Origin of the sequence: Pontibacter flavimaris (assembly GCF_001907195.1) — a bacterium.
GTDB classification, from domain to species: Bacteria; Bacteroidota; Bacteroidia; order Cytophagales; family Hymenobacteraceae; genus Pontibacter; species Pontibacter flavimaris.
Genome location: NZ_LVWA01000008.1, coordinates 50020 through 69608 on the forward strand (window position 1 = coordinate 50020; position 19589 = coordinate 69608).

Genomic DNA, 19589 nt, shown 5'->3' on the forward strand with positions numbered 1-19589 from the left:
CGTTTTTATATTTTGTCCGGAGGCGCTGAGGAAGATTAAGTTTCGAAGTATGGCAGTGGTAACAATAAGCAATGAAGAAGATATACCTTTAAAAGACAAGAAGGGGGGAGCTCCTTTAATTACGAAATTATTGGTAGGAGAAGAGGCATTTAAAGTACTTTCAGAACCCATGTTTAAATTAGAATGGGACCTGCTCTATGGGACATGCGCGTGGTGTACGGTTTTTCAAAGCCGAGAGTTTGTAGAAACCTGGTACGACATATACCGGGAAGAGTATCTGCCCATTGTGGTTACAGCCACAGAAGATAACCACCTGGCTGGTCTACTTACCATGGCCCTGCCACGAACCTGTGTGGATGAGCAGGGCATACTCAAGAGACCAGGCCGGATTGTGGGGGCAGGGCAGTATGAAGCAGAATACCAGTGCTGGCTTTCTGGTCGGGTATACGCCGAGGAGTTTATCAAAAAGGCACTTCAAAGTATAGCTGGCACTTTCCGGGGCTGTGACATCCACTTCAGGTATCTGCCATCAGCCATTCCCCTGGCGTGGGTGCAGGCAGATCCCTATTGGAGGAATAGGTTGATATTGCAACCTGCAACCAGGCCTTTGATGGCCATGAGATCCCCGCAGTTTTCAAAGCTTTTTACAAAACCGGAGTTCAAAAATAAAGTAAACCGCCTGAAGCGCCACGGGAAGTTTCGTTTTGAGATAGTTACTCAAAAAAGCTACTTTGAAGAGATTCTTCCTGAACTCGTTTTGCAGTATGATTTTAGGCAGGGAGCTATGTTTAACAAAAACCAGTTTTTCGAGAATCCACTTAAAATCAGATTTCTTCTGGCTGTATTCGACAAGGGACTGTTGCATGTGTCGGTGCTGAAAGTGAACCAAAAAATAATGGCTGCTATTGTGGCAGTGGCAGGGAAAGGTTGGGTACACTTGGGCGGGATAAACACACATGCCCCCTACAAAGCGAAATTTCTGTCGCCGGGTTTTGTGCACTTCATTATGCTGGGCAAACACCTGGCTACTAGTGGGTTCGAGGTATTCGATTTAACTCCCGGAGGAGATGCTTATAAGGAGCGTCTGGCTACTGATCATGACCTTGTTTATGAGATGATCCTCCCTGGTACCGTAATCAGCAAAACGAAAAGACTCCTTAAAAAGAACCTGTTTAGCAGACTGGTGCAGGCAGGCAAAAGGCCGATGAGCGTGGAGTTGACCCTAAGAAAGGAGGTGTACCTGCTAAAGGCACATGTCAGATCAATGCTCAATCCAAAACTTGCTTTATCCAAGCTTCTGGCCAAGCAAAGAAGGCCCATGCAGATAAGGCCGGATTGGAACGAGACGGCTGACCCTATGATGGGGGTGCAGGAAAACGATCTAAAGGAATTATTGCTATATACACCTGCTAAGTATGATGTGTCGCGGTGGGAGTTTTTGGAGACAGCCATGCGACGCCTGGAAGCCGGGGATACCTGTTATACCTGGAGCAAGGATGGACAACTCATGGCTTGTGCCTGGCTTGTTGATTTGGTGGTGGACTCGGAAAATACAGCCCCTGAGAAGCCCTTCCAGTTGGAATTAACCTATTGCCAAACCGCAGCCAGAAAGCAACTGCCTGCTTTTCTGGCTGCCATTTCCCGCCTTCTCCAGGGGGAGGGCCTTATGCCATTATTTGTGCGAAACCTGTGTAGGAGTGGTTTCGCTCTTGACAAAGTATGAATTCTTATACTTTAAAGCGGTAATGCCGCAGTATTATCAATAATAAACATAGTGTTACAAGGCTTTAAATGCAGCATATAATGTTCCAGTTGACCACTTTAGGCGCCACACCTAAGCGCATTGATTCTAACGGGATAGCAAGGCTTGAGGTACTGATAGGAGAGGATGCCTTATCTTCTCTGGAAAAAGAAGAGTTTAAAATGGCATGGGAGTGCTTACAGGAAGCCTGCCCATGGAGCACTGCCTTTCAAAGTTACCCCTATGTGGCCACGTGGTACCAGGTATACAAGGATGTTTATGTGCCCATCTTAATCAGGTATACATTAGCAGGAAAGCTTACGGGCCTGTTAGCCCTGGCCCTTGACAGCCAAGGGGTAATAGTGGGGGCCGGTGCCGAACAAGCCGAGTATCAGGTATGGGTTACGAAGCCTGAAGATGAGGAGGCATTTGTGAGTGCTGCCTTCAGGGAAGTGCTAAAGCAATTTCCGGGAGCTGCTATACGCCTGAAGTATGTGCCTGGAGGAGCAAACCTTCAGTGGATCTACCAAAGCCTGTACTGGAAGAGACATTGCCTCGTGCGTCCGGTAAAGCAACCCCTCATGGGCATAGATGAAGATTACTTGAACGCAGAGCTCCGGAAAAAGAACCGACGAGAAAAGATAAATCGCTTAAAGCGGTTAGGGCACCTTAACTTTGAGCGGGTAAACAATGCCGACCGATTTGATGAGGTGATTGATGAGTTAACGCTTCAGTATGACTTCAGGAAAGGAGCCATGTTCAATAGAAACCTGTTCCGGGCAGACCCCCGAAGACGGCAATTTCTCGGGCTACTATTCGAAAGAGGGCTCCTGCATACGACATTATTAACGGTGGATGAGAAAGTGATAGCTTCCAATGCCGGCGTTATAGGAAAAGGCTGGCTTCATTTGCAGGGGCTCAATACCCATTGCCCAACTTTTGCCAAATACTCTCCAGGTATCCTTCACTTTTTGTTTTTAGGAAAGCAGCTGGCTGAAGAAGGCATAACGGTATTTGATCTTACCCCCGGGGCAGATCCTTATAAAAATATTCTGGCGACCGACTACGGAACAGCATATCAGCTGGACATAGTCGGGAGCTACACCAAGTTGATCAGGGGCTTTGCCATGCACATGAGGAAGCATGTAAAGGCTGGGGCAATGGCAGTTGGTATCAGGCAGGAAACGCTGCGAATGCTCAAAAAGAAAATCGAGCAGTTCCATAGCAGGGCGGGTGGGGGTAAGCTGCTCTCAAGCACCTCCAGAAAGGCAGCAGAAGTACAGCCCATTCTGCTGACCGAAGCATGTTCTGCTTACAGTGTCTCCACAGAATTACCGTTGCAGTATTGCAGCTTAAAAGACCTGATGGATTATGTCCCTTCCAAATCAGACTGCACGCGCTGGGAATTCTTAGAGGCTGCCATGCGGCGCTTGGAGACCGGTGAAAAGTGTTATACTTGGAGCGAGCATAACTTATTGCTCAGTTGCGTGTGGGTGGGCCTGCTAGCGCCGGCTTCGGGTAAAGCACAGCTGGACGGAAATACGGTTCTTGAACTATCCTATTGCCATACATCCGTAAAAGAAAAGCTTCCGGATTTCTTGCAGGCAATCGCCAGGCAGGTGCAGCAGGAGAAACCAGGACCTGTTTATGCTCTGGTGAACGCCAGGGATGGTGTTTACCTTGCTGCTCCATCTTTTTTCTAGCTGTCCTATCCAGCTTTGTAGTATTAAAACGCATGCTTAAAGTATGGGTGATTTACAAGCTGCCTATTAACATAGGATGTATAATTATTCTGGAGATATCTTTATAATATTTTTAAAATAAATATTGGGCATATCGTACAATTTATAGTTCGTTTGCCTCTCTAACTAGGGAACCTATGTACTAGTTCTAGGATCTTCGCCATTAAATTTGTTCTATTCACCCAAGGTTAAAGTAGTCTCGCTTTTCTATTTGGCTTTAGGGGTATTTGTTGTACAGAATGTGAAGTCACTTTGAAACATTTATAGTGAAATTTTAATTCATCTTATATTATCCTTCTCTATTATTGAAACGTACAAGGAATATGTAAATAATAAATTGGTTTATTTTAATTAAATTGACGGTATGTAGAATCTTATTTATACAGCGTTGGACATGCTCTAGGTGTTCAAGATAGGATAGTTCGCAATATAATACAAAATATAGGTTATGTTTAATGCAAAGCAGTATAGATATGATTTGTATGCTAGCATAATTGTTCCTATCTCCCTTTAAATCAGATCAGATTACGAGGATATTGTCATCTAGAAGACAAAGCCTGTTGTACTTCACTCCATATATTAAGCACTGATCTTGCTGCGCTTGAATAGATGCGGTGGAGAATGAAATAAAAGTCATGATCACGAATTAAGTGCAATACTATGATAAGAGCTAGACAAAAATCTTCATCATCTTCCTGGGAAAAAGATGTACTAACAGCTGTGCTTACTATAACTATTTTGTTCAGCATAGCAGATATCGTAGCTTTTGTAGAAACACACTGGCTCGTCATCATCAATATTTTCCTCCTTTGGATACTGATCGGATACACGAGGACTAAGTCAACGATAGGGATGCCGGACTCGCGGCATATCCCCCGGCTCACTAATTTTATCAAAACATACTTAGTACTGCTTTGCCTGACAAGTATGCTCTATTATCTAAACCCGGAGTTGTTAAATATAATTTTCACTGATAAAAAGGTGTTTGCTGCTTTTGCCTTAGGATTTCCCATTCTAGGTATACCGCTTAACTTTATGGTAGGTGGGGTTATGGATCAAATAAAATCGAATACGGTGCAAGGCAGGCATACTTTGATAGCCGGGGTTGGCAGTTTAGCCAAGCATGTGGAGGAGGAAGTATGCGACCATAAAGTGAAGGGGTTCTTAACGTTTAAAAAAGAAGAAGAGTGTCTGGTGAACCAAGATAAGATAGTGGGGGGAGTGGATGGAATACAGGAGTATCTGGAGCATAATATGGTGGATGAAATCGTGATCGCCATACCTGTTAAGCATTCAAAGAAGATACGTAATATACTCTCCGTTGCAGACCATTATGGCGTAAGAGTCAAGTATGTTCCGGACTATCAGAGTGTGTTTGGCGAACACTTCCGCACGAAACGATACGGAAACCTGGAAGCAGTACATGTGCGGCAATTGCCCTTGGACAATACCTATGCTTCTTTCCTTAAGAGCGCATTTGATATTCTGTTCTCTACCTTAGCGCTGCTTGCTTTGCTTCCTCTGTTCCTCATACTTGCCGTGTTAATTAAATTGGATTCGCCAGGGCCAATCTTCTACTGCCCCATCAGGATAGGGAAGGGGGGAAAACCCCTCAGAGTTTACAAGTTTAGGACCATGGCCGTTTGTGACGATGTATTTGGCGGAATCATGTCCACGCAGAAGAACGATCCAAGAATAACCAGCCTTGGCCACTTCATGCGAAAGTATAGCTTGGATGAACTCCCGCAGTTTCTGAATGTCTTGTCGGGCGAGATGAGCGTGGTAGGGCCAAGGCCACACCGAAGTTTTCTGAACCGGCAGTTGCAGGAAAGCGAGGACAAGTACATGATCAGGCACTACTATAAACCAGGTATAACCGGGTGGGCGCAGGTAAATGGCTGGAGAGGGCCAACAGATACCAAAGAGCAAAAAAGCCAGCGTACGCTGCATGATATCTGGTACATGGAAAACTGGTCCTTCGTGCTCGACCTGAGAATCGTATACATGACAATATTTGGAAGAAATACGCATAAAACTGCTTTTTAGCCGCGCCTGCTCTTAAGTAGGTATGAATAATGTTTAACACTCCGAAATTAAACGATTTTATACTTGGCAGACGCTGACAGAACCATACTACTACACCTATTTGAGTGCAGACAAAAGTTTAGGGCACAACAATATGTACCAGCCAACAAAAAAGCTCGCAACAACCGTCGCGAGCTTTTTTGTTGGTAAGAGGCTGACTCTTCAGCTAGGTTATACTTTGCTTTATCAGAAGCAAGTGGATGCTGCCGTAATTGTTTACTTTAAAAATGGAGTTTAATTATAGAGCTCGATTAGTTTAGCAACTATTCTCTCCGATGCTTTGCCGTCCCAAAGTGGAGGCACACCGCCCTTCTTCCAATCTCCTTTTAAAAGCTTATCAAGATAGGGCTTGAGGTGCGAAGGGTTCGTGCCGATGAGCTCATTAGTACCGATCGTTATTGTTTCCGGACGTTCTGTGTTGTCTCGGAGCGTGAGGCATGGCACTCCCATGATGGTGGTTTCTTCAGTAATACCTCCTGAATCGGTAATCACTCCTTTGGAGTACTTGACCAGGTAATTAAACTGCAGGTAAGATAAAGGCTCAACAAAATGAAGGCGTTCATCCATTATACTGAGCTCTTCCAAGTGCCTGGCCGTGCGGGGGTGCACCGGGAAAATGATAGGATACTGGCCGGTTCCCTCGATGATGGCATGCATCATGTCTCTCAGCTTGCTTTGTTCATCCACATTGGCAGGTCGGTGCAAGGTTAAGGTAAAGTAAGCACGTTCCTGTAATTTAACGCCCCGCACAGAAATCTCCGGGTCTTTTAGTCTGCCGATATTGGAAAGTAAGGTATCGATCATCGTGTTGCCAACAAAGTGGATCCTATCCGGCTGAACTCCGCTCCTTAGAAGGTTTTCGTTGGCTGTTTGCGAAGTTGTAAAGAAGTGATCCGTGATGCTGTCTGTTACGATCCGGTTAATTTCCTCAGGCATCGACATATCTCCTGAACGAATGCCTCCTTCCACATGGGCTACCTCCACGCCAAGTTTTTTAGCCGTGATAGAACAGGCCATGGTGGAGGTAACATCGCCCACCACAACGACTACATCCGGTCTGTTTTCCAGTAGCTCCTTTTCGAAACGGACCATAATCGCAGCGGTTTGCTCTGCCTGGCTTCCTCCGCCAGCTTCCAGGTTCACTTCGGGGGCAGGAATATTCAGCTCCTCAAAAAAGCTTTCAGACATCTTCTTGTCGTAGTGCTGTCCGGTATGCACGAGGCGGTACGTGAGCTTCTTTCCTCTATGTTGTGCCTGTTCGATGGCCTTTATGATGGGGGCTATTTTCATAAAGTTCGGCCTTGCACCGGCCACGATCGTGATCTTCATAGTAGTACAGTAATGGTTGAATGATAGGTAATCGTATTGGGAGGAGGAGTGAGCTTAATCGTAAAACGCGGTTCTGGTCCGGCTGTAGATCATCTCCCGGAGAAGTGCGTACAGGAAATAGGAGTTACAGACGGCATAGCGTTTGGCGAGCCTTCGGGGATCCTGCAGTGTTCTTACCAGCCATCTGAGGCCCATTTTTTTGGTGAGGGCGTCCAACTTCACATCTCCTACAAAGTACTCAAAGCTCCCGCCCACCCCCATGATCACTCGTGCCCGGAGCTTGTCGTGGTACTTGATGATAAACTCCTCTTTTCTAGGCGATCCAAAAGCGACAAAGAGAAAGTCCGGCTCGAAAGCGGCAATCTGGCTGACCACCTCTTCTTCCTGCGTTGCATGGTAGTAGCCATGCTGAAAGGCTACCCGGCCGATAAGTTGCGGGTAATCTTCTTCAATCTTTAGCTTTACCCGGTCGAGTAACTCCTGGGGGGAACCGAGAAAAAAGATTTTATAACCACCCTGATGTGCCTCCTTGATCAGCTCAACCATGAGTTCTGCGCCGGAGATAGCCGAGATTTTATTGCCGTTCACCAGGTACTCCGCAAAGGCAATAGACTGGCCATCAGGAATAATATGGGTTCCAGATTGGAACAAGACTTCCAGGTATTTACTTCTGGAGCCCTGGTATAACTTTAAGGTGTTCAGGGAAATAACCGTAGACGTCTGCCCACGTGCGATGTTATACTTTAGTTCGTTTATAAGGGTATTCCTGTCCTGCAGGTAGAGATTGTACCCAAACAGCTTACTCATAGTCTATATTTTTATGGAAGTTCTTTAAGAAGTGCAGCACTTGTAACTGCGCAGTAGTTGGAAGTACAGGACCTTAGCTTGGCCAGCCTAAGTTCTGCTCAAAGTATAGGAAAGTATAACAAGGAATCAGAGGACGCTGGGGTACCTAATCATAGCTTAATTTATGATAGCACGGGCACCGGCTTTAGCAGCACACGCTCATAAATACTCAGGAGCTTTTCGGAAATGTATTTATTGCTATACTGCGTAAGGACAGGTTCCCGGTTTTGTATTCTGGGGAAAGTCTTGCTTAGCATATGAAGGCGCTCCACGTAAGCTTCCATGCTTTTAGGTACGATGAAGCAATGGTCCACTTGCCCGCATATGAGTTTCACATCTCCGACATCATTAGCGATCACGGGCAGGGCATTAACGATGGCTTCCTTTATAACCTGCGGGCTTCCTTCTGTTTTGCTGCACATCAGCAGCGCGTCTGCCGCCTGCATCAACTTGGTCACCTGCTCCCTGCTATAGCCTTTCAACTCCAGAAATTTAACCGATCGGGTAGTCTCCTCAGAAAAGGCTTTGACCACTTCTAAGGCAAATTCAGGGTCCTTTACCGGAAGATCAAACCGTGAGGCAAAGAGTATCACAAAATCGTTTGCACCCCACCCGTAGTGGGCTCTGGCGGGATCTCTGTAAACAAGGTCTATCTCCGTGTTTGTGCCACAAGGTAGCACCGTGCTCCTGGCAGTAATATAGGAGAGCATCTTGCTGGAAACCAAAATGTTATGATCTGCCAGCCTGGAGGCCAATAAGGAGAACCTGCGCTCTGAGGGTTTATTGATATCACTGCCGTGGTAGGTGATAATGATCTTCAGGTTATGGCGAAATAATAGCCTGCTAAGGACAGCCAGCAGCCCCGATAAACCATAATGGGCGTGAATCAGGTCAACCGGATGGCGCTTAAGATGATGATATAAACCGTAAGCGGCTTTTGTATAGCCTTTCAGGCCATTGCTGCGCACAAGAAAGTGCTCAATTTTAATGCCGGCAGCATGTTCGAGCGCTATGGCCTGCTCCTCTACAAACGGGTGGGGCCTGCCGGTTTTAGAGCGACTGATAAAAAGTACGTTCATACTTATACTTGTTTGACTGCAATCTTAGAGTCTGTCTTAGCAGTTTGCGTCCCGAAAGAGCAGGTATGCTCCAATACTTCGCTGTAGACCTGCTCAAAGGATTTACCCATTCTGTCGATGGAGAAATTTTGACGGATGATTTCTTTGCTTCGGGCGCCCATCCTGTTTCGTTTCTCCGGATGATCAATGAGGTCCAGAATGAGGTGGGCAATGTCTATATCCGGCATGTTCTCGACCAGAAACCCGTTCTCGGTATGATGAACAAGCTCTCTGGTACCGCCGGCAGCACTAGCGATAACGGGTTTAGATAAAGCCATGTATTCAATGATGGCGTTTGAGATGCCTTCTCCGTTGGGCGAAAACAAAACCCCGATATCACAGGCATTCACCAAGGCCTCCACATCATTTATCCCGCCCGGAAACTTTATCAGCGGATTTTGCATGATTAATTCCTGGTACCTGTTAAAGTTCAGATCATCATGGCTTTTTCCAACCCCAATAAAAGTTATATCATTGCGCTTACAAGTTATATATTCAGCAATCCGGTAAAAAAGCCCATAATCTTTATTTGGGGAAAAGGAAGCGCACATAACGACCGTGTAGGGCGTGCTGATGCCATACTTCTGTTTGACATGGTAAACCTCTGGCAGATTTTCAAAACGACTCATATCAACACCGTTGTAAATCACTTTGCTCTTGGATAAAGGAGGCCTGAAGGAGCAAACACCCGCGGCTGAATTTGACAAGATCACATGAGAGCAATAGAAATTTAGCCTGTCTACCAACCCGGGCAGCGACCAATGGTTAAAGTTGGGAGGGGCAGAGGTAATCTGATTGTTCACAATGGGGAGCCTCTGCAAGATGGCTGTAGGCACTGCATAAAAGGTTTGCATGCGGCCCCAAGTATGAATTAGGTGTGGCTTAAACGCCTGGCATACTTTATAGAAGCTAGAGAAGATGCTATACTTTGGTTGGCCAATGATTTTGTAGGGGATACCCAGGCTGTGGAACTCAGGATAATATATATCTTCTTTTGTCATTACCAGAAGTATGTCATACATGTTCTGGTTCTTTAGGTATTTTAAAAGCTCCAAGAGCCTTCTTTCTTTTCCGCCTGTTTGCAGGGTACCTATAAAAAATACAATTCTGACTTTATCTTTAGTTAAAGTAAAATTCATGGTTCACATAAAAAAATGACTTACAAAAGAAGAGTATGTATGAATGAGTACCAGCCTGAGCCAATGAGATAGTTTAAGTATGATGATTAGTTACAGTTGAGCAATTGCAGCAGCTGCTTTGCCAGCACTTCATGGTCATGATGCTGTAGGACATAGGTTACAGAGTTGGCAGACATATGCCCGTAATCAATTGCTGAAACCGCATTTAGCTGTTTAACCAGATCTTCTGGGTCACGGTATATGATACCTAGTTTATTCTTAAGTATAAACCCGTCGGGGTTTACCTTGTCGCTGCTGATAATTGGAGTTCCTACTGCCATGGCTTCCAAAAAAGTATTGCTGAAGCCTTCATAGTGGGATGTATTCAGCAGGTACTTGGCGCTGGTTAGAAACATCGGTATCTCTTTCCTACTCAAGAAGCCCGTAAATTCTACATTGGGTAGCTCCCGCAGCTTGTTTAAGTATAGCTCCGTTTCGACATCCATGTTGGGAAGCTCTTTTCCTGCGATCTTAAACTGTTCACCCGTAAGCGTACAAGCTATTTCAAAGAGTAATTGCAGATTCTTTTGATATTGAAACAGGCCAACCCAGGCAATATAATTTCTTTCCGGAGTAGTGTCGGCGCTTGGGAGAGGGTTTAGAAGAATAGGGTTCGGAATCTTTATAGCCCGCTTGTGCGGATACTTTTTTCTGATCTGGTCTAGCTGGTACTCATTTTGGCACAAGATGCAGTACGCCATCCCGATACCCTTTTCCAGAAAGCGGCGCTTGAGTGTCGAATGATGCCGGTTGATGCGTTTATCCAGTAGGTTATCATTGGAAATGCGGAGCAGGTACTTTATGTTAAGCAAATGGCAGAAGGAGCCCATGAAAAAAGAGGCCCACCCAGGTACGCTCTGGTATAAATAGTCAGGCTTTACCTGCTTTACGCTGTTATAAAGGTAAGGTAAGCGGTAGTATCCCCACCTTATCCATCGTACTCCTTTTTTAATGTCATACAGCGGAATTATATTAAACTCTTTGCAATCCTCTTTTAGAACGGCGTCTTTATCATTCCTGGTAAGTATAAATACCTCCTGGCCCACCTTCGTTAATCCTCTTATCCAACTGAGGGTTTGCACCGCCGCGCCACCTGATGGTTTTTCCTGTTGCTGTAAAATGTTGATTAACTGATCATCAAAAAATAGGAATCTTGCCATATGAATGTACAGTTAGCTTATTTATAACTCGAAGCCTATAGCTGGCATGAGGCGGGGATTATACTTTGGCCAGCTGCTAAATCAGTTGCAGAATGGTCTTTTGCGCTATGTTTTTGCCCACCCTGGCAAATTTTGATTTCGTCTGCTTGTAGACCGGGAGCATTTGGCGGAGAGGCGGAATCATAAAGTATGGCAACCTGTTTAGCACATACAATTGCCGCCATTTCTTTTTATACAGGATAGTATACTTGGTTGCCTTTTCAATCCGGCGGCTGTGCTGTTGCGGATAGCCATAAGCATGCCGGATTCCTGCACTTAAAGCTTTCATCGCTATGAACTCATTTCGGTAGTAATTGCCAGTCTCATACAAATCCAGCCACGATTCACAGCAGGAATCGGGTTTGCCCCTGCGCTGGTTAAACGTGCTGTTTCGGTTGTCGTAGGTCATCATCACTTTGGGCGTAAACACGATCTGATAGTTGATAGCAATTTTTGCCCAGGTAAAGTCATCTTCGCCACCCACCATGCCAACCGGGAAGCCTCCCACTTTCTCTATCACTGCTCTATGAACCACAACAGCTGAGGTGCGCATAATGTGATTTCTTGTTCTTTCCTCAAAGAAGTCTTTTATTATTCCTTCAGGCAGTCCATCGCATTTGATAGAGTTTCTGTTCTGGGTTATAACCCGGTAGGCACAGGTAAATACGGCGTATTCTTTATACTTTTTAATCAGCTTCTGCATTTCCCACAGATAGCCCGGATCCCAGATATCGTCTGCATCAAGAAAGGCAAGGTAACTACGCTTTGCTTTTCGAATGCCATAGTTTCTGGCCTGAGATACACCCAGATTTTGCTGAGAGTAGAGCTGTATCCGGTCATCTTTAAATGAGGAAGCAATTTCAAGGCTCTGATCTGTGGACCCATCATTGATGATGATAACTTCAAAATCCTGGAATGATTGGTTTAGAACAGATTCTATTGTGGTTGCTACCGTGACCTCTTTATTGAATAGGGGAATGATAACGCTGAACAATCGGGTGTTTTTGCTGACATTGTTATTACTTAAAACATGGTGCTCCAGAGTTTACCGGCTCTTTACGGCCTTGCTATCAGCTACAAACCCACCTCTACGGCGAGGGCTGTAAGCTGTTGAGGAGATGATTGATGTAGTGCATATTTTCATGGATGGGCTTTTCCCCATCTATTTTGGCTACAAAAACATTGCAGGCTCTGGCTTGTTCTACGAGAATGTGCTGCAGGTTCTGCCATTTGCCGATATCGACCAGGAGTTCGCCATCGTCCTTTCCTAAATGAGAAGCAATAACTTTTCTCCTGCTTTTGAGACGGTTGAAAATAGTATTCCGGTTTTCTGTGTCGATAATAAGGATAGCGCGGGGCAGTGGCAGCAGTGTCAGGTATGTCGAAATAACTTCTGATATATACACATCGTCATCGTTAATGAAGAAGGATTTTTGTAATAATCCCTCGTTTATAACACAAGGTGTGGTGCAATCGCTTTCCAAAACGGCCTGATACCGGCAGAAGTCACAGAAAAGATAGTAAGCAGATCTAAAACGTTTGTTTACTTCACCGTTGTTAAAAATCCTTTCATCCGATAGCAGCTTCCATAAGAAGCAGGCTAACTCAGGGTGGTTAGTAGCGAATCTTAATCCATATTCCGTTGGTAAACTCCTGGCAGTCTTCTTACGCAGAAATCTTCTGGCATAATATATTAAGAAGTTTCTGAACTCTATGATTGAAGGCTTCTCGGGTTCTAGAAGTACGTCTAGATAAGTCCAGTTACTACTAGGCTGCCATATATTACATAACGACTCATATATTGACGTTTTACCTATCCCCGGAGGACCTATAATTTCTATTATTTTCGGAGGCATTTAATTTTTAAAGCTTCTTGCTAAATAAGATGGTTGTTTAAGCAAAGCGGTTGCTTACTCGCAGGACACTTGTTTATACTTTAAATTATACTATTTGTTTTCGTTGTTATATTTTTTATTTAAATATTATCGCTCATTCGTAATGAAGCTTTGCCACAGGCTTCGTTTCACTTCCAGTAATACCTCGTTATAAGGGGCATCGGCATTGATATCAATAACAGTAGCAGCAGAGTAGCGGATCGCTTTTATACTTTCGCACTTCCGCTCGATATCTTTCAGGTTATGCTCCGGCTTCCGCTGGTGAGCAACCTGGGGCGAAACGTGCAGACGGAAAATTACGTCTGCACTGGTCTGCAGCGCCTGTTCGAAATATGTAATTTCCAGTTGAGCAAGTTGGCGCTGTTTAGAGTGCTGGAGTCTTGGGCCATCATTAAAACCGAAAACCTCCTTTTGAGGAAGTCGATCGCAAATGATAATGCTGCCTTGGTTACTGAAATGTCTGGCAAGTCGGAGCATTTGGGCCTTTTGTCGGATGATGATAAGGTGGTAAAAATCGCCCATCATTCTGCGGAGAAGTCTGGAAGTAAAACTCTGACCAGCCATCTGATCTGTCAAAGACAGCAGCCGTGTATTGTAGCTTTTGATAAAGGGCTGCTTGCCTAGATAGAAGTAATGTGTGTCGATTTTGTAGGTAAGCCAAGTGGTGATGTCCCGGCATAGCGTGCTTTTGCCAGACCCGTCACTGCCAACAAATGCGATGACCTTTCCTCCTGAAACGATGCGCTTCTTTAGCCTGACTGGGGCAATAAAGGGCTTGTAATACTTGAGCGTTTTAAGGTAATATTTATAATAAAGCGATTGGAATGAATGCCGGGAAGTGGCCTCTTTTATACTTGCCGGTAGCTGCTGGTAAAAGAACCCGGAAAGTGCGATGGCAGCCTTTAGGTTCTCGTGTTGCAAGAGGGACGCAATCCTGGCTTCCATATCCTCGGGCGCTTGTAGTCCTAATGCTTCGCAGCAATCTGCCAGCCTGCCCGCGTCGGTTCTTTTTAATAGCGCTAAAAGTTCGCTCATCTTTTCTTCATGCACCTGGCTCAGTTGATACTCGGTGCTGTTACCCTTTACCTGCAGCCGAATCAGCAGGATGAGCAGTTCCATTTCTGGCTCGGGAATGGGCCACCCTGTTACCTCATCGATGGTTAAGTGATTAAAAAACTGCTCCAGCCAAGGCAGGTGAGCGTACCGACCGTACGCGGTGGAGATAACCAGGCTATAATGCGTGTGCAAGTGCAGCAGCGAACCTGTCTCCTCATCAAACCCAAGCCAGTCCTCTACGTGCGGGTATCTGCTCCAGGATGGGCTCTCCGCCTGCTTAAAATGCAGCGCTTCCATTACCTCCTCAAAAGCGGCGCGATCTTCTGGTTTGATCAGCAGCTCAACGTCTGTTTTACCTGTGAGGGAATCAAGCAAATGCATGTTGCCCTTCCAATGGGCAAAATTAATTTTTCCTAGCCGGAGCGCCTCCAGTAGATCTGTACAGAGCTTTAACCCATGGGTGAGGTGCGGAGCCAGCATAATTCTCAGGGTTTACGGTGGTATTTAAATTATTTTGTTGCCTGCCAGTGATCAAGAGGCGATCAGGGCTGCCTCTTGCTCAGCTAATTCTTCATCAGGTTGCTGCTCCCTTCTGGCAAGCGGCAGTGCAAGTATAAGGTAGAGCATCATCATGGAGCCTACCTCCGTGTAGCGGCCTGTCAAAGTATAAGCTATAAATGAAATAGCGCAGAACAAGACGATAAACAGATCTGTGCGTGTTTCGGAAGCGCGCCAGGCACTTCTAAAGGCCGTGAATACCATTAAGAGATAGAGAAAAAGGCCAATCAGGCCACTGGAATGCGTAATACTTGTCAGGTCACCGTGAAGGCTTCTGTCTTCAAGAGCCCCTCTGCCGTAATTGCCCCAGCTGTTAAATGGCTCGAAGCCAATCAGGGCGCTGTAGTCATAATACACGAACATGTCTTTATAGAGCAGTTCGTACTCCAGATAGCGTGATTCTTCTTCCAGTTCCCGTTCATCTAATTTGCGGAGTTCGTAGCGCTCCTTAAAGCTATCCGCCAGGTCAGTGGCTGAGTATAACACGAACCCAATGGTACAAATGAGAATGCCTGTCAGGACAAACATTTTCGCTTTTTCGCGTGTCAGCAGCGTTAAGTAAGCAATGCCCACGCCCAAAAAGCTCATACCTATCACCGACCTTCTAAGGCTAAGTATCAAGAACGAAATAGCAATTACCAAAACAACCAAACTTACAATACTCCTCTGTTGTATGGTGCCTAAGGCGATGATGAAGATGGAAAAGGTTAAAATATTAAAGCCAGCGGCATATACGTTGCCATAAAGTATACCAGTGGTAATGCCATACATTTCAGCCGGTGAGAATCTATTGATAGTTGAGATTACAACATTAGCGATGAAGATTATTAGGATGAGGAGTACTGTGTTCCTTAAATTGTTAAATATAATTTCTCTAGGAAATTTTTGATAAATGGTGCTGATAAGCGGGATAAGAGTGAATAGCCAAAGTACAGAGAAAATGTAAGGACGAATGGCTTCAAGATCTGCTGATCTAGGCAGCAAAATAATAAAATATACAAACAGGAGAATTGCCGGTATATTCTGTTTTAAATAATTGGGGTTACGGAAAACAAGGTAAAACACCATGAATGTCATGGAAAAGTAGGAAAAAGTCGCAGGCAAAACTGGATTTATTACATCACGTGAGAAGAATATTACAGGTAAATAGATTATAGCTAATTCTCCCTTCTTTAAAAGTATATAAATCATAAACATATAGCTTGAAATTTCAAGCAACAGAAAAAAATGACTCATAACTTTGCGAATTAGTTTTTAGCTCTCTTAAAGTGATATATTATATCAACCATGATCTTAAAGATTTACCTCAATTCTTTCCGAATTGATTTCTTGAAAGTTCTCCTTGCAAGTACGGCTCCCTTTGTCTTGGTCACCTTCTTCATCTAGCGGTGAAAGCCCTTGATTCTCCTCTGAAGTATGAATCTGCTTTGACACCTTGTCCTTGCGCCGGTAGCTGGCTCGAAAATATATTTGATGGCTGTGCTCCTGCAACGTTTTGCAAGTTGGTACTAGATGGTGTGAAATCGTGGGCAACAAATAAGATCTTCATTCTTCCTTATTCAGCTTTAGAAACTTAATGGAGGACATTAACTCCAAAAGCTCATTCCTTTCTTCTTTTTGCATTCCTATCCAGTAGAAAATGCAAAGAGGCGCAACAAACGCGAGGGGTGCAAGCCCAGCCATTTGTACCAGGCTCAATGGTTTTAAGATCGTGGAGAGATAGGCCGCGATTGCTAGTAAGAGAAGCGAGACGATTAAGGAGCGTATTTTTACAATTCTGGTACCTGCCCGGGAGCCATAGCCCAGTTTTTGGTAGAGTATCTTTTGCTGGCCTAGATGAAGTATAAGCTTTCCGGCGATCATACTCAGACAGAGACCGGCTATCCCAAACCTATCAGCCATAAAGTAGCCTATCAGAATAAATATCACCCCGGAAAAGAGGGTTAACAGTACCTTATGCTTTAAATCCAGGGTGGCGCTGATGATATAAGCATCATGCTTGATGAAGGTGTCCTGCATAATCATCACCATGATCAATAAATTGGCAGTTGTGCCGGCAAACAAGCCATCGCCTACCCAGATTTTCAGGAAAGATTGGTTCAGTAGAATAATGGCAACACCGGAGGCAGTGGTTAGCAGAAAGGTCATGCTGTTAATGGTGCTCGTCACCTTTCGCACCTTGGCAAATTCCTCCAAACCCAGCAGCTTTCCTACGCCCGGTATAATGCCCATCACTACCCGGTTTATTAGTCCTTGAAAGGCAAAAGGAAGAAATTGCGTCAGCGTATAGTACGTCACCACAACTGGACTGGCCACTATACCCAGCAAGATTTTGTCGCTGTTACTAAGCAAAAGATTGGCACCGTTATCCGCCAGGTACCACCCGCTTACTTTACTAAAGCTTCTGATTTTGGAAAGACTGGTACGACCAAACCCAAACCAACTGATATGTTTCCGTACCACCAGGTAGTAGGAGATCCCGATAACGAGTGTGATCACCACCTGCACGGCCGACAAGCCGATCAGCCCGTATCCCAGGGTGAGCACCAACACTTTTAAGCCTCCGCCAAAGGCCACAATGCCCGCCCGCAGCCCCATCCGTTTAAAGGAAAGGTTCATGCCCCTCAAAACAGACTCATACAGATCGAAGAGCTTGGTGATAACCAGCGAGAGCATGAGCAGGGAGCAGGTTATTCGGATCAGGTTGTAGTATTGCGGCTCCGCCTTGGTGATCAGCGGGGCATACCAGGACACAATACCCCCGGCAATAAGAACAAGCGGAATAATGAACAGTGTGATGAAAAACGCGCTTGTCACATCGCTACGCAGTTCTTCTTCGTCTGCCACATCTTTCTTTTTTGCCACGGTCCATTTGAGTACCTGGGTGGCTCTGGTATCGGCAATTTTGGCATAGCCTGTCATTTGCCCGAGCATCTGCCAGACGCCATACATGGAACTGCCCAGGCTACTCACAATAAAAGGACTTACAATAAAACCTGTTACTTGCGTAACAGCAAAATCAAGTATACTAGTCAGCGAATTTAAGTATGCCCGCTGCTTAAGGTTCTCTCTCTTTTTAAGAGTAGGGGACGGTAAAACGTCTTTTTCCAAAGTATGAGGGGAAAGCTTGTGGTAAATTTTATTCAAGGATGGCTCGGATGAAGGGCCAATATACGGGCAAACTCATCATAGTTACCTGGCAGCTGTAACTGGTGTAGCCTGTACCGAGCTGTAGGTTTTGTACCAGTCGGTAAACTTCTTTAGCCCCGTCGTAAGGGTTGTGATCGGCTTGTAGTTAAAGTTTTGCACCAGTTCGTCAATATTGGCCCAGGTGGCTGTCACATCGCCGGCTTGCATCTCCTGCATCTCCATAATGGACTTTTTCCCCAGGCAGGTCTCTATTTCGCAGATAAACTGCATGAGCTCTACCGGTTGGTTGTTTCCTATGTTATAAATAGCGTAGGGGGCCGTAGAGTGGGAGGGGTCTGGTTGCTGTGGGTTCCAGTTTTGGTCTGGCTCAGCAGGCTTGTCCATAACATTTACTATGCCCTCCACAATATCATCAATGTAGGTGAAGTCGCGTTTCATTTTGCCGTTATTGAATACCTGAATGGGCTTGCCCTCACAGATGGCTTCGGTAAAGAGGAAGTAAGCCATGTCCGGGCGGCCCCAGGGCCCATAAACGGTGAAAAAGCGCAGGCCGGAAGTGGGGATTCCGTACAGGTGACTGTATGTATGGGCCATCAACTCGTTGGCTTTTTTGCTCGCAGCATACAAGGATACAGGATGATCCACGCAATGCTTTACCGAGAAAGGCATCGTACCGTTGAGACCATACACGCTGGAGGAACTGGCATACACCAAGTGTTTCACTTTAAAATGGCGCCCGGCTTCTAGCACGTTCAGAAAGCTGATCAGGTTGGATTGGGCATAAGCATCCGGGTTTGTGATAGAATACCGAACCCCTGCCTGGGCGGCAAGGTGCACAATTACATCAAAGCATTCCCGTTCACAGAGCGCCAGCAGGGAGGCTTTCTCCTCCAGGTTCATCCTGATAAAACGGTAGTTAACGTATTTAAAGCTTGTGAGCTCTTTATTCCAGGCAATAAGTTCTTCCTGTATACCGCTTTCCGAGAGTCTGGCATATTTAAGGCGGGGATCGTAGTAGTCGTTTATGTTATCGACGCCAACTACTTCATCTCCCCGGCGGAGAAGGGACTCCGCTAAATGAAATCCTATAAAACCTGCCGTTCCCGTAACAAGTACCTTCATACCAACATCAGCTTTAAGTGAGGGGAATTATACTTTACAATATGTTCAAGCTTCGATGCCAGTCACTTTGGCAACACCGGACTTATCTATTTCGGCAAACATAATGTAGTTAAGAGAAGGAAGGGCGACTTTAACGGTGCTGTTCTTGACAGCCACTACTACTCCCTCTTTATCCATCAGAAAGCCTGAAGTCATTTTTACTTTATCATTTATCCTGAACTGTACTTTCTCTAGTTGCACATTTTGGTGCTCAGCAAGAAACTGTCGGATAATCTCTATTTCCTCGTCCCGGATGATGGCCGGTTTGCCAAGCCAATGCACCAGGTTGATCACCCCATCCCCCTTTTTTACCTCTGCGATCTCCTTTTCTGTGATCCGGACAAAAACATAGGAGGTGAACAGGGGCGCGTGGATGATTTTTTTCCGATCGCTCCACTGCCGCACAACCCTGTTAATAGGACAGTAAGCTTGAATACTATGCTGTGTTAAGGTCTGCGCAACCTTCTTCTCCCAGCGAGGCTTTGTGTAAATGGCATACCAGTTTTGCGTCATCATCTTAAGGTTCAAAGG

General features: G+C 45.4%; 15 protein-coding genes. 4 read left to right on the top strand and 11 right to left on the bottom strand.

Translation table 11 applies throughout. From position 1 onward, the window contains the following. Positions 1 to 49: 49 nt before the first annotated feature. From A3841_RS13575 to A3841_RS13585, 3 genes are all read left to right on the top strand, one after another. Positions 50 to 1723, top strand: coding sequence for a GNAT family N-acetyltransferase (locus A3841_RS13575; RefSeq protein ID WP_073852887.1), 1674 nt, complete (start codon positions 50 to 52; stop codon positions 1721 to 1723). 80 nt (positions 1724 to 1803) lie between these two features. After that, positions 1804 to 3444, top strand: coding sequence for a GNAT family N-acetyltransferase (locus A3841_RS13580; protein WP_170866202.1), 1641 nt, complete (start codon positions 1804 to 1806; stop codon positions 3442 to 3444). 699 nt (positions 3445 to 4143) lie between these two features. Continuing rightward, entirely contained in the window at positions 4144 to 5529 is a 1386-nt protein-coding gene (locus tag A3841_RS13585; protein WP_073852889.1) for an exopolysaccharide biosynthesis polyprenyl glycosylphosphotransferase, read from the top strand. A 273-nt stretch (positions 5530 to 5802) separates the two neighbouring features. Here the strand turns inward: A3841_RS13585 and wecB are convergent, their stop codons facing one another. From wecB to A3841_RS13615, 6 genes are all read right to left on the bottom strand, one after another. Continuing rightward, complete coding sequence (gene wecB, locus A3841_RS13590; RefSeq protein ID WP_073852890.1) at positions 5803 to 6897, bottom strand: non-hydrolyzing UDP-N-acetylglucosamine 2-epimerase; 1095 nt, start codon at positions 6895 to 6897, stop codon at positions 5803 to 5805. A gap of 54 nt (positions 6898 to 6951) precedes the next feature. Beyond that, a complete protein-coding gene (locus tag A3841_RS13595) occupies positions 6952 to 7704 on the bottom strand; it encodes a WecB/TagA/CpsF family glycosyltransferase (protein WP_073852891.1) in 753 nt (250 codons plus the stop codon). A 161-nt stretch (positions 7705 to 7865) separates the two neighbouring features. After that, entirely contained in the window at positions 7866 to 8822 is a 957-nt protein-coding gene (locus A3841_RS13600; protein ID WP_073852892.1) for a glycosyltransferase, read from the bottom strand. A gap of 2 nt (positions 8823 to 8824) precedes the next feature. Beyond that, a complete protein-coding gene (locus tag A3841_RS13605; protein WP_073852893.1) occupies positions 8825 to 10000 on the bottom strand; it encodes a glycosyltransferase family 4 protein in 1176 nt (391 codons plus the stop codon). A gap of 86 nt (positions 10001 to 10086) precedes the next feature. Further along, positions 10087 to 11199 carry a glycosyltransferase family 4 protein gene (locus tag A3841_RS13610; protein WP_073852894.1) on the bottom strand — a complete coding sequence of 371 codons (1113 nt, stop codon included), beginning with the start codon at positions 11197 to 11199 and terminating at the stop codon, positions 10087 to 10089. A 76-nt stretch (positions 11200 to 11275) separates the two neighbouring features. Further along, the gene (locus A3841_RS13615) at positions 11276 to 12232 is read right to left on the bottom strand and encodes a glycosyltransferase family 2 protein (RefSeq protein WP_073852895.1); all 957 of its coding nucleotides are present in this window, start codon (positions 12230 to 12232) and stop codon (positions 11276 to 11278) included. A 124-nt stretch (positions 12233 to 12356) separates the two neighbouring features. On the opposite strand from A3841_RS13615, the gene A3841_RS20340 reads away from it, so the two are divergent. Next, positions 12357 to 12509 (top strand): hypothetical protein, encoded by a 153-nt coding sequence (locus tag A3841_RS20340; RefSeq protein ID WP_170866203.1) that lies wholly within the window; start codon positions 12357 to 12359, stop codon positions 12507 to 12509. Positions 12510 to 13220: 711 nt separating this feature from the next. Here the strand turns inward: A3841_RS20340 and A3841_RS13620 are convergent. From A3841_RS13620 to A3841_RS13640, 5 genes are all read right to left on the bottom strand, one after another. Next, positions 13221 to 14669 carry a nucleoside/nucleotide kinase family protein gene (locus A3841_RS13620; protein WP_073852896.1) on the bottom strand — a complete coding sequence of 483 codons (1449 nt, stop codon included), beginning with the start codon at positions 14667 to 14669 and terminating at the stop codon, positions 13221 to 13223. Positions 14670 to 14720: 51 nt separating this feature from the next. Beyond that, positions 14721 to 15983: a hypothetical protein gene (locus A3841_RS13625; RefSeq protein WP_073852897.1), complete on the bottom strand. Its 1263-nt coding sequence runs from the start codon at positions 15981 to 15983 to the stop codon at positions 14721 to 14723. A gap of 309 nt (positions 15984 to 16292) precedes the next feature. Further along, a complete protein-coding gene (locus A3841_RS13630; RefSeq protein ID WP_073852898.1) occupies positions 16293 to 17858 on the bottom strand; it encodes a lipopolysaccharide biosynthesis protein in 1566 nt (521 codons plus the stop codon). An 81-nt stretch (positions 17859 to 17939) separates the two neighbouring features. Then, complete coding sequence (locus A3841_RS13635; RefSeq protein WP_073852899.1) at positions 17940 to 19019, bottom strand: NAD-dependent epimerase; 1080 nt, start codon at positions 19017 to 19019, stop codon at positions 17940 to 17942. Positions 19020 to 19064: 45 nt separating this feature from the next. Beyond that, positions 19065 to 19574 carry a UpxY family transcription antiterminator gene (locus A3841_RS13640; protein WP_073852900.1) on the bottom strand — a complete coding sequence of 170 codons (510 nt, stop codon included), beginning with the start codon at positions 19572 to 19574 and terminating at the stop codon, positions 19065 to 19067. Positions 19575 to 19589: the final 15 nt, after the last annotated feature.

Excerpts from the sequence above, each read along its gene's own strand:
- A3841_RS13605 (WP_073852893.1), bottom strand. The coding sequence starts at position 10,000 with ATGAATTTTACTTTAACTAAAGATAAAGTCAGAATTGTATTTTTTATA.
- A3841_RS13575 (WP_073852887.1), top strand. The coding sequence starts at position 50 with ATGGCAGTGGTAACAATAAGCAATGAAGAAGATATACCTTTAAAAGAC.
- A3841_RS13620 (WP_073852896.1), bottom strand. The coding sequence starts at position 14,669 with ATGCTGGCTCCGCACCTCACCCATGGGTTAAAGCTCTGTACAGATCTA.
- A3841_RS13600 (WP_073852892.1), bottom strand. The coding sequence starts at position 8,822 with ATGAACGTACTTTTTATCAGTCGCTCTAAAACCGGCAGGCCCCACCCG.
- A3841_RS13635 (WP_073852899.1), bottom strand. The coding sequence starts at position 19,019 with ATGAAGGTACTTGTTACGGGAACGGCAGGTTTTATAGGATTTCATTTA.
- wecB (WP_073852890.1), bottom strand. The coding sequence starts at position 6,897 with ATGAAGATCACGATCGTGGCCGGTGCAAGGCCGAACTTTATGAAAATA.
- A3841_RS13595 (WP_073852891.1), bottom strand. The coding sequence starts at position 7,704 with ATGAGTAAGCTGTTTGGGTACAATCTCTACCTGCAGGACAGGAATACC.
- A3841_RS13585 (WP_073852889.1), top strand. The coding sequence starts at position 4,144 with ATGATAAGAGCTAGACAAAAATCTTCATCATCTTCCTGGGAAAAAGAT.
- A3841_RS20340 (WP_170866203.1), top strand. The coding sequence starts at position 12,357 with ATGATTGATGTAGTGCATATTTTCATGGATGGGCTTTTCCCCATCTAT.
- A3841_RS13625 (WP_073852897.1), bottom strand. The coding sequence starts at position 15,983 with ATGAGTCATTTTTTTCTGTTGCTTGAAATTTCAAGCTATATGTTTATG.
- A3841_RS13640 (WP_073852900.1), bottom strand. The coding sequence starts at position 19,574 with ATGATGACGCAAAACTGGTATGCCATTTACACAAAGCCTCGCTGGGAG.
- A3841_RS13610 (WP_073852894.1), bottom strand. The coding sequence starts at position 11,199 with ATGGCAAGATTCCTATTTTTTGATGATCAGTTAATCAACATTTTACAG.
- A3841_RS13580 (WP_170866202.1), top strand. The coding sequence starts at position 1,804 with ATGTTCCAGTTGACCACTTTAGGCGCCACACCTAAGCGCATTGATTCT.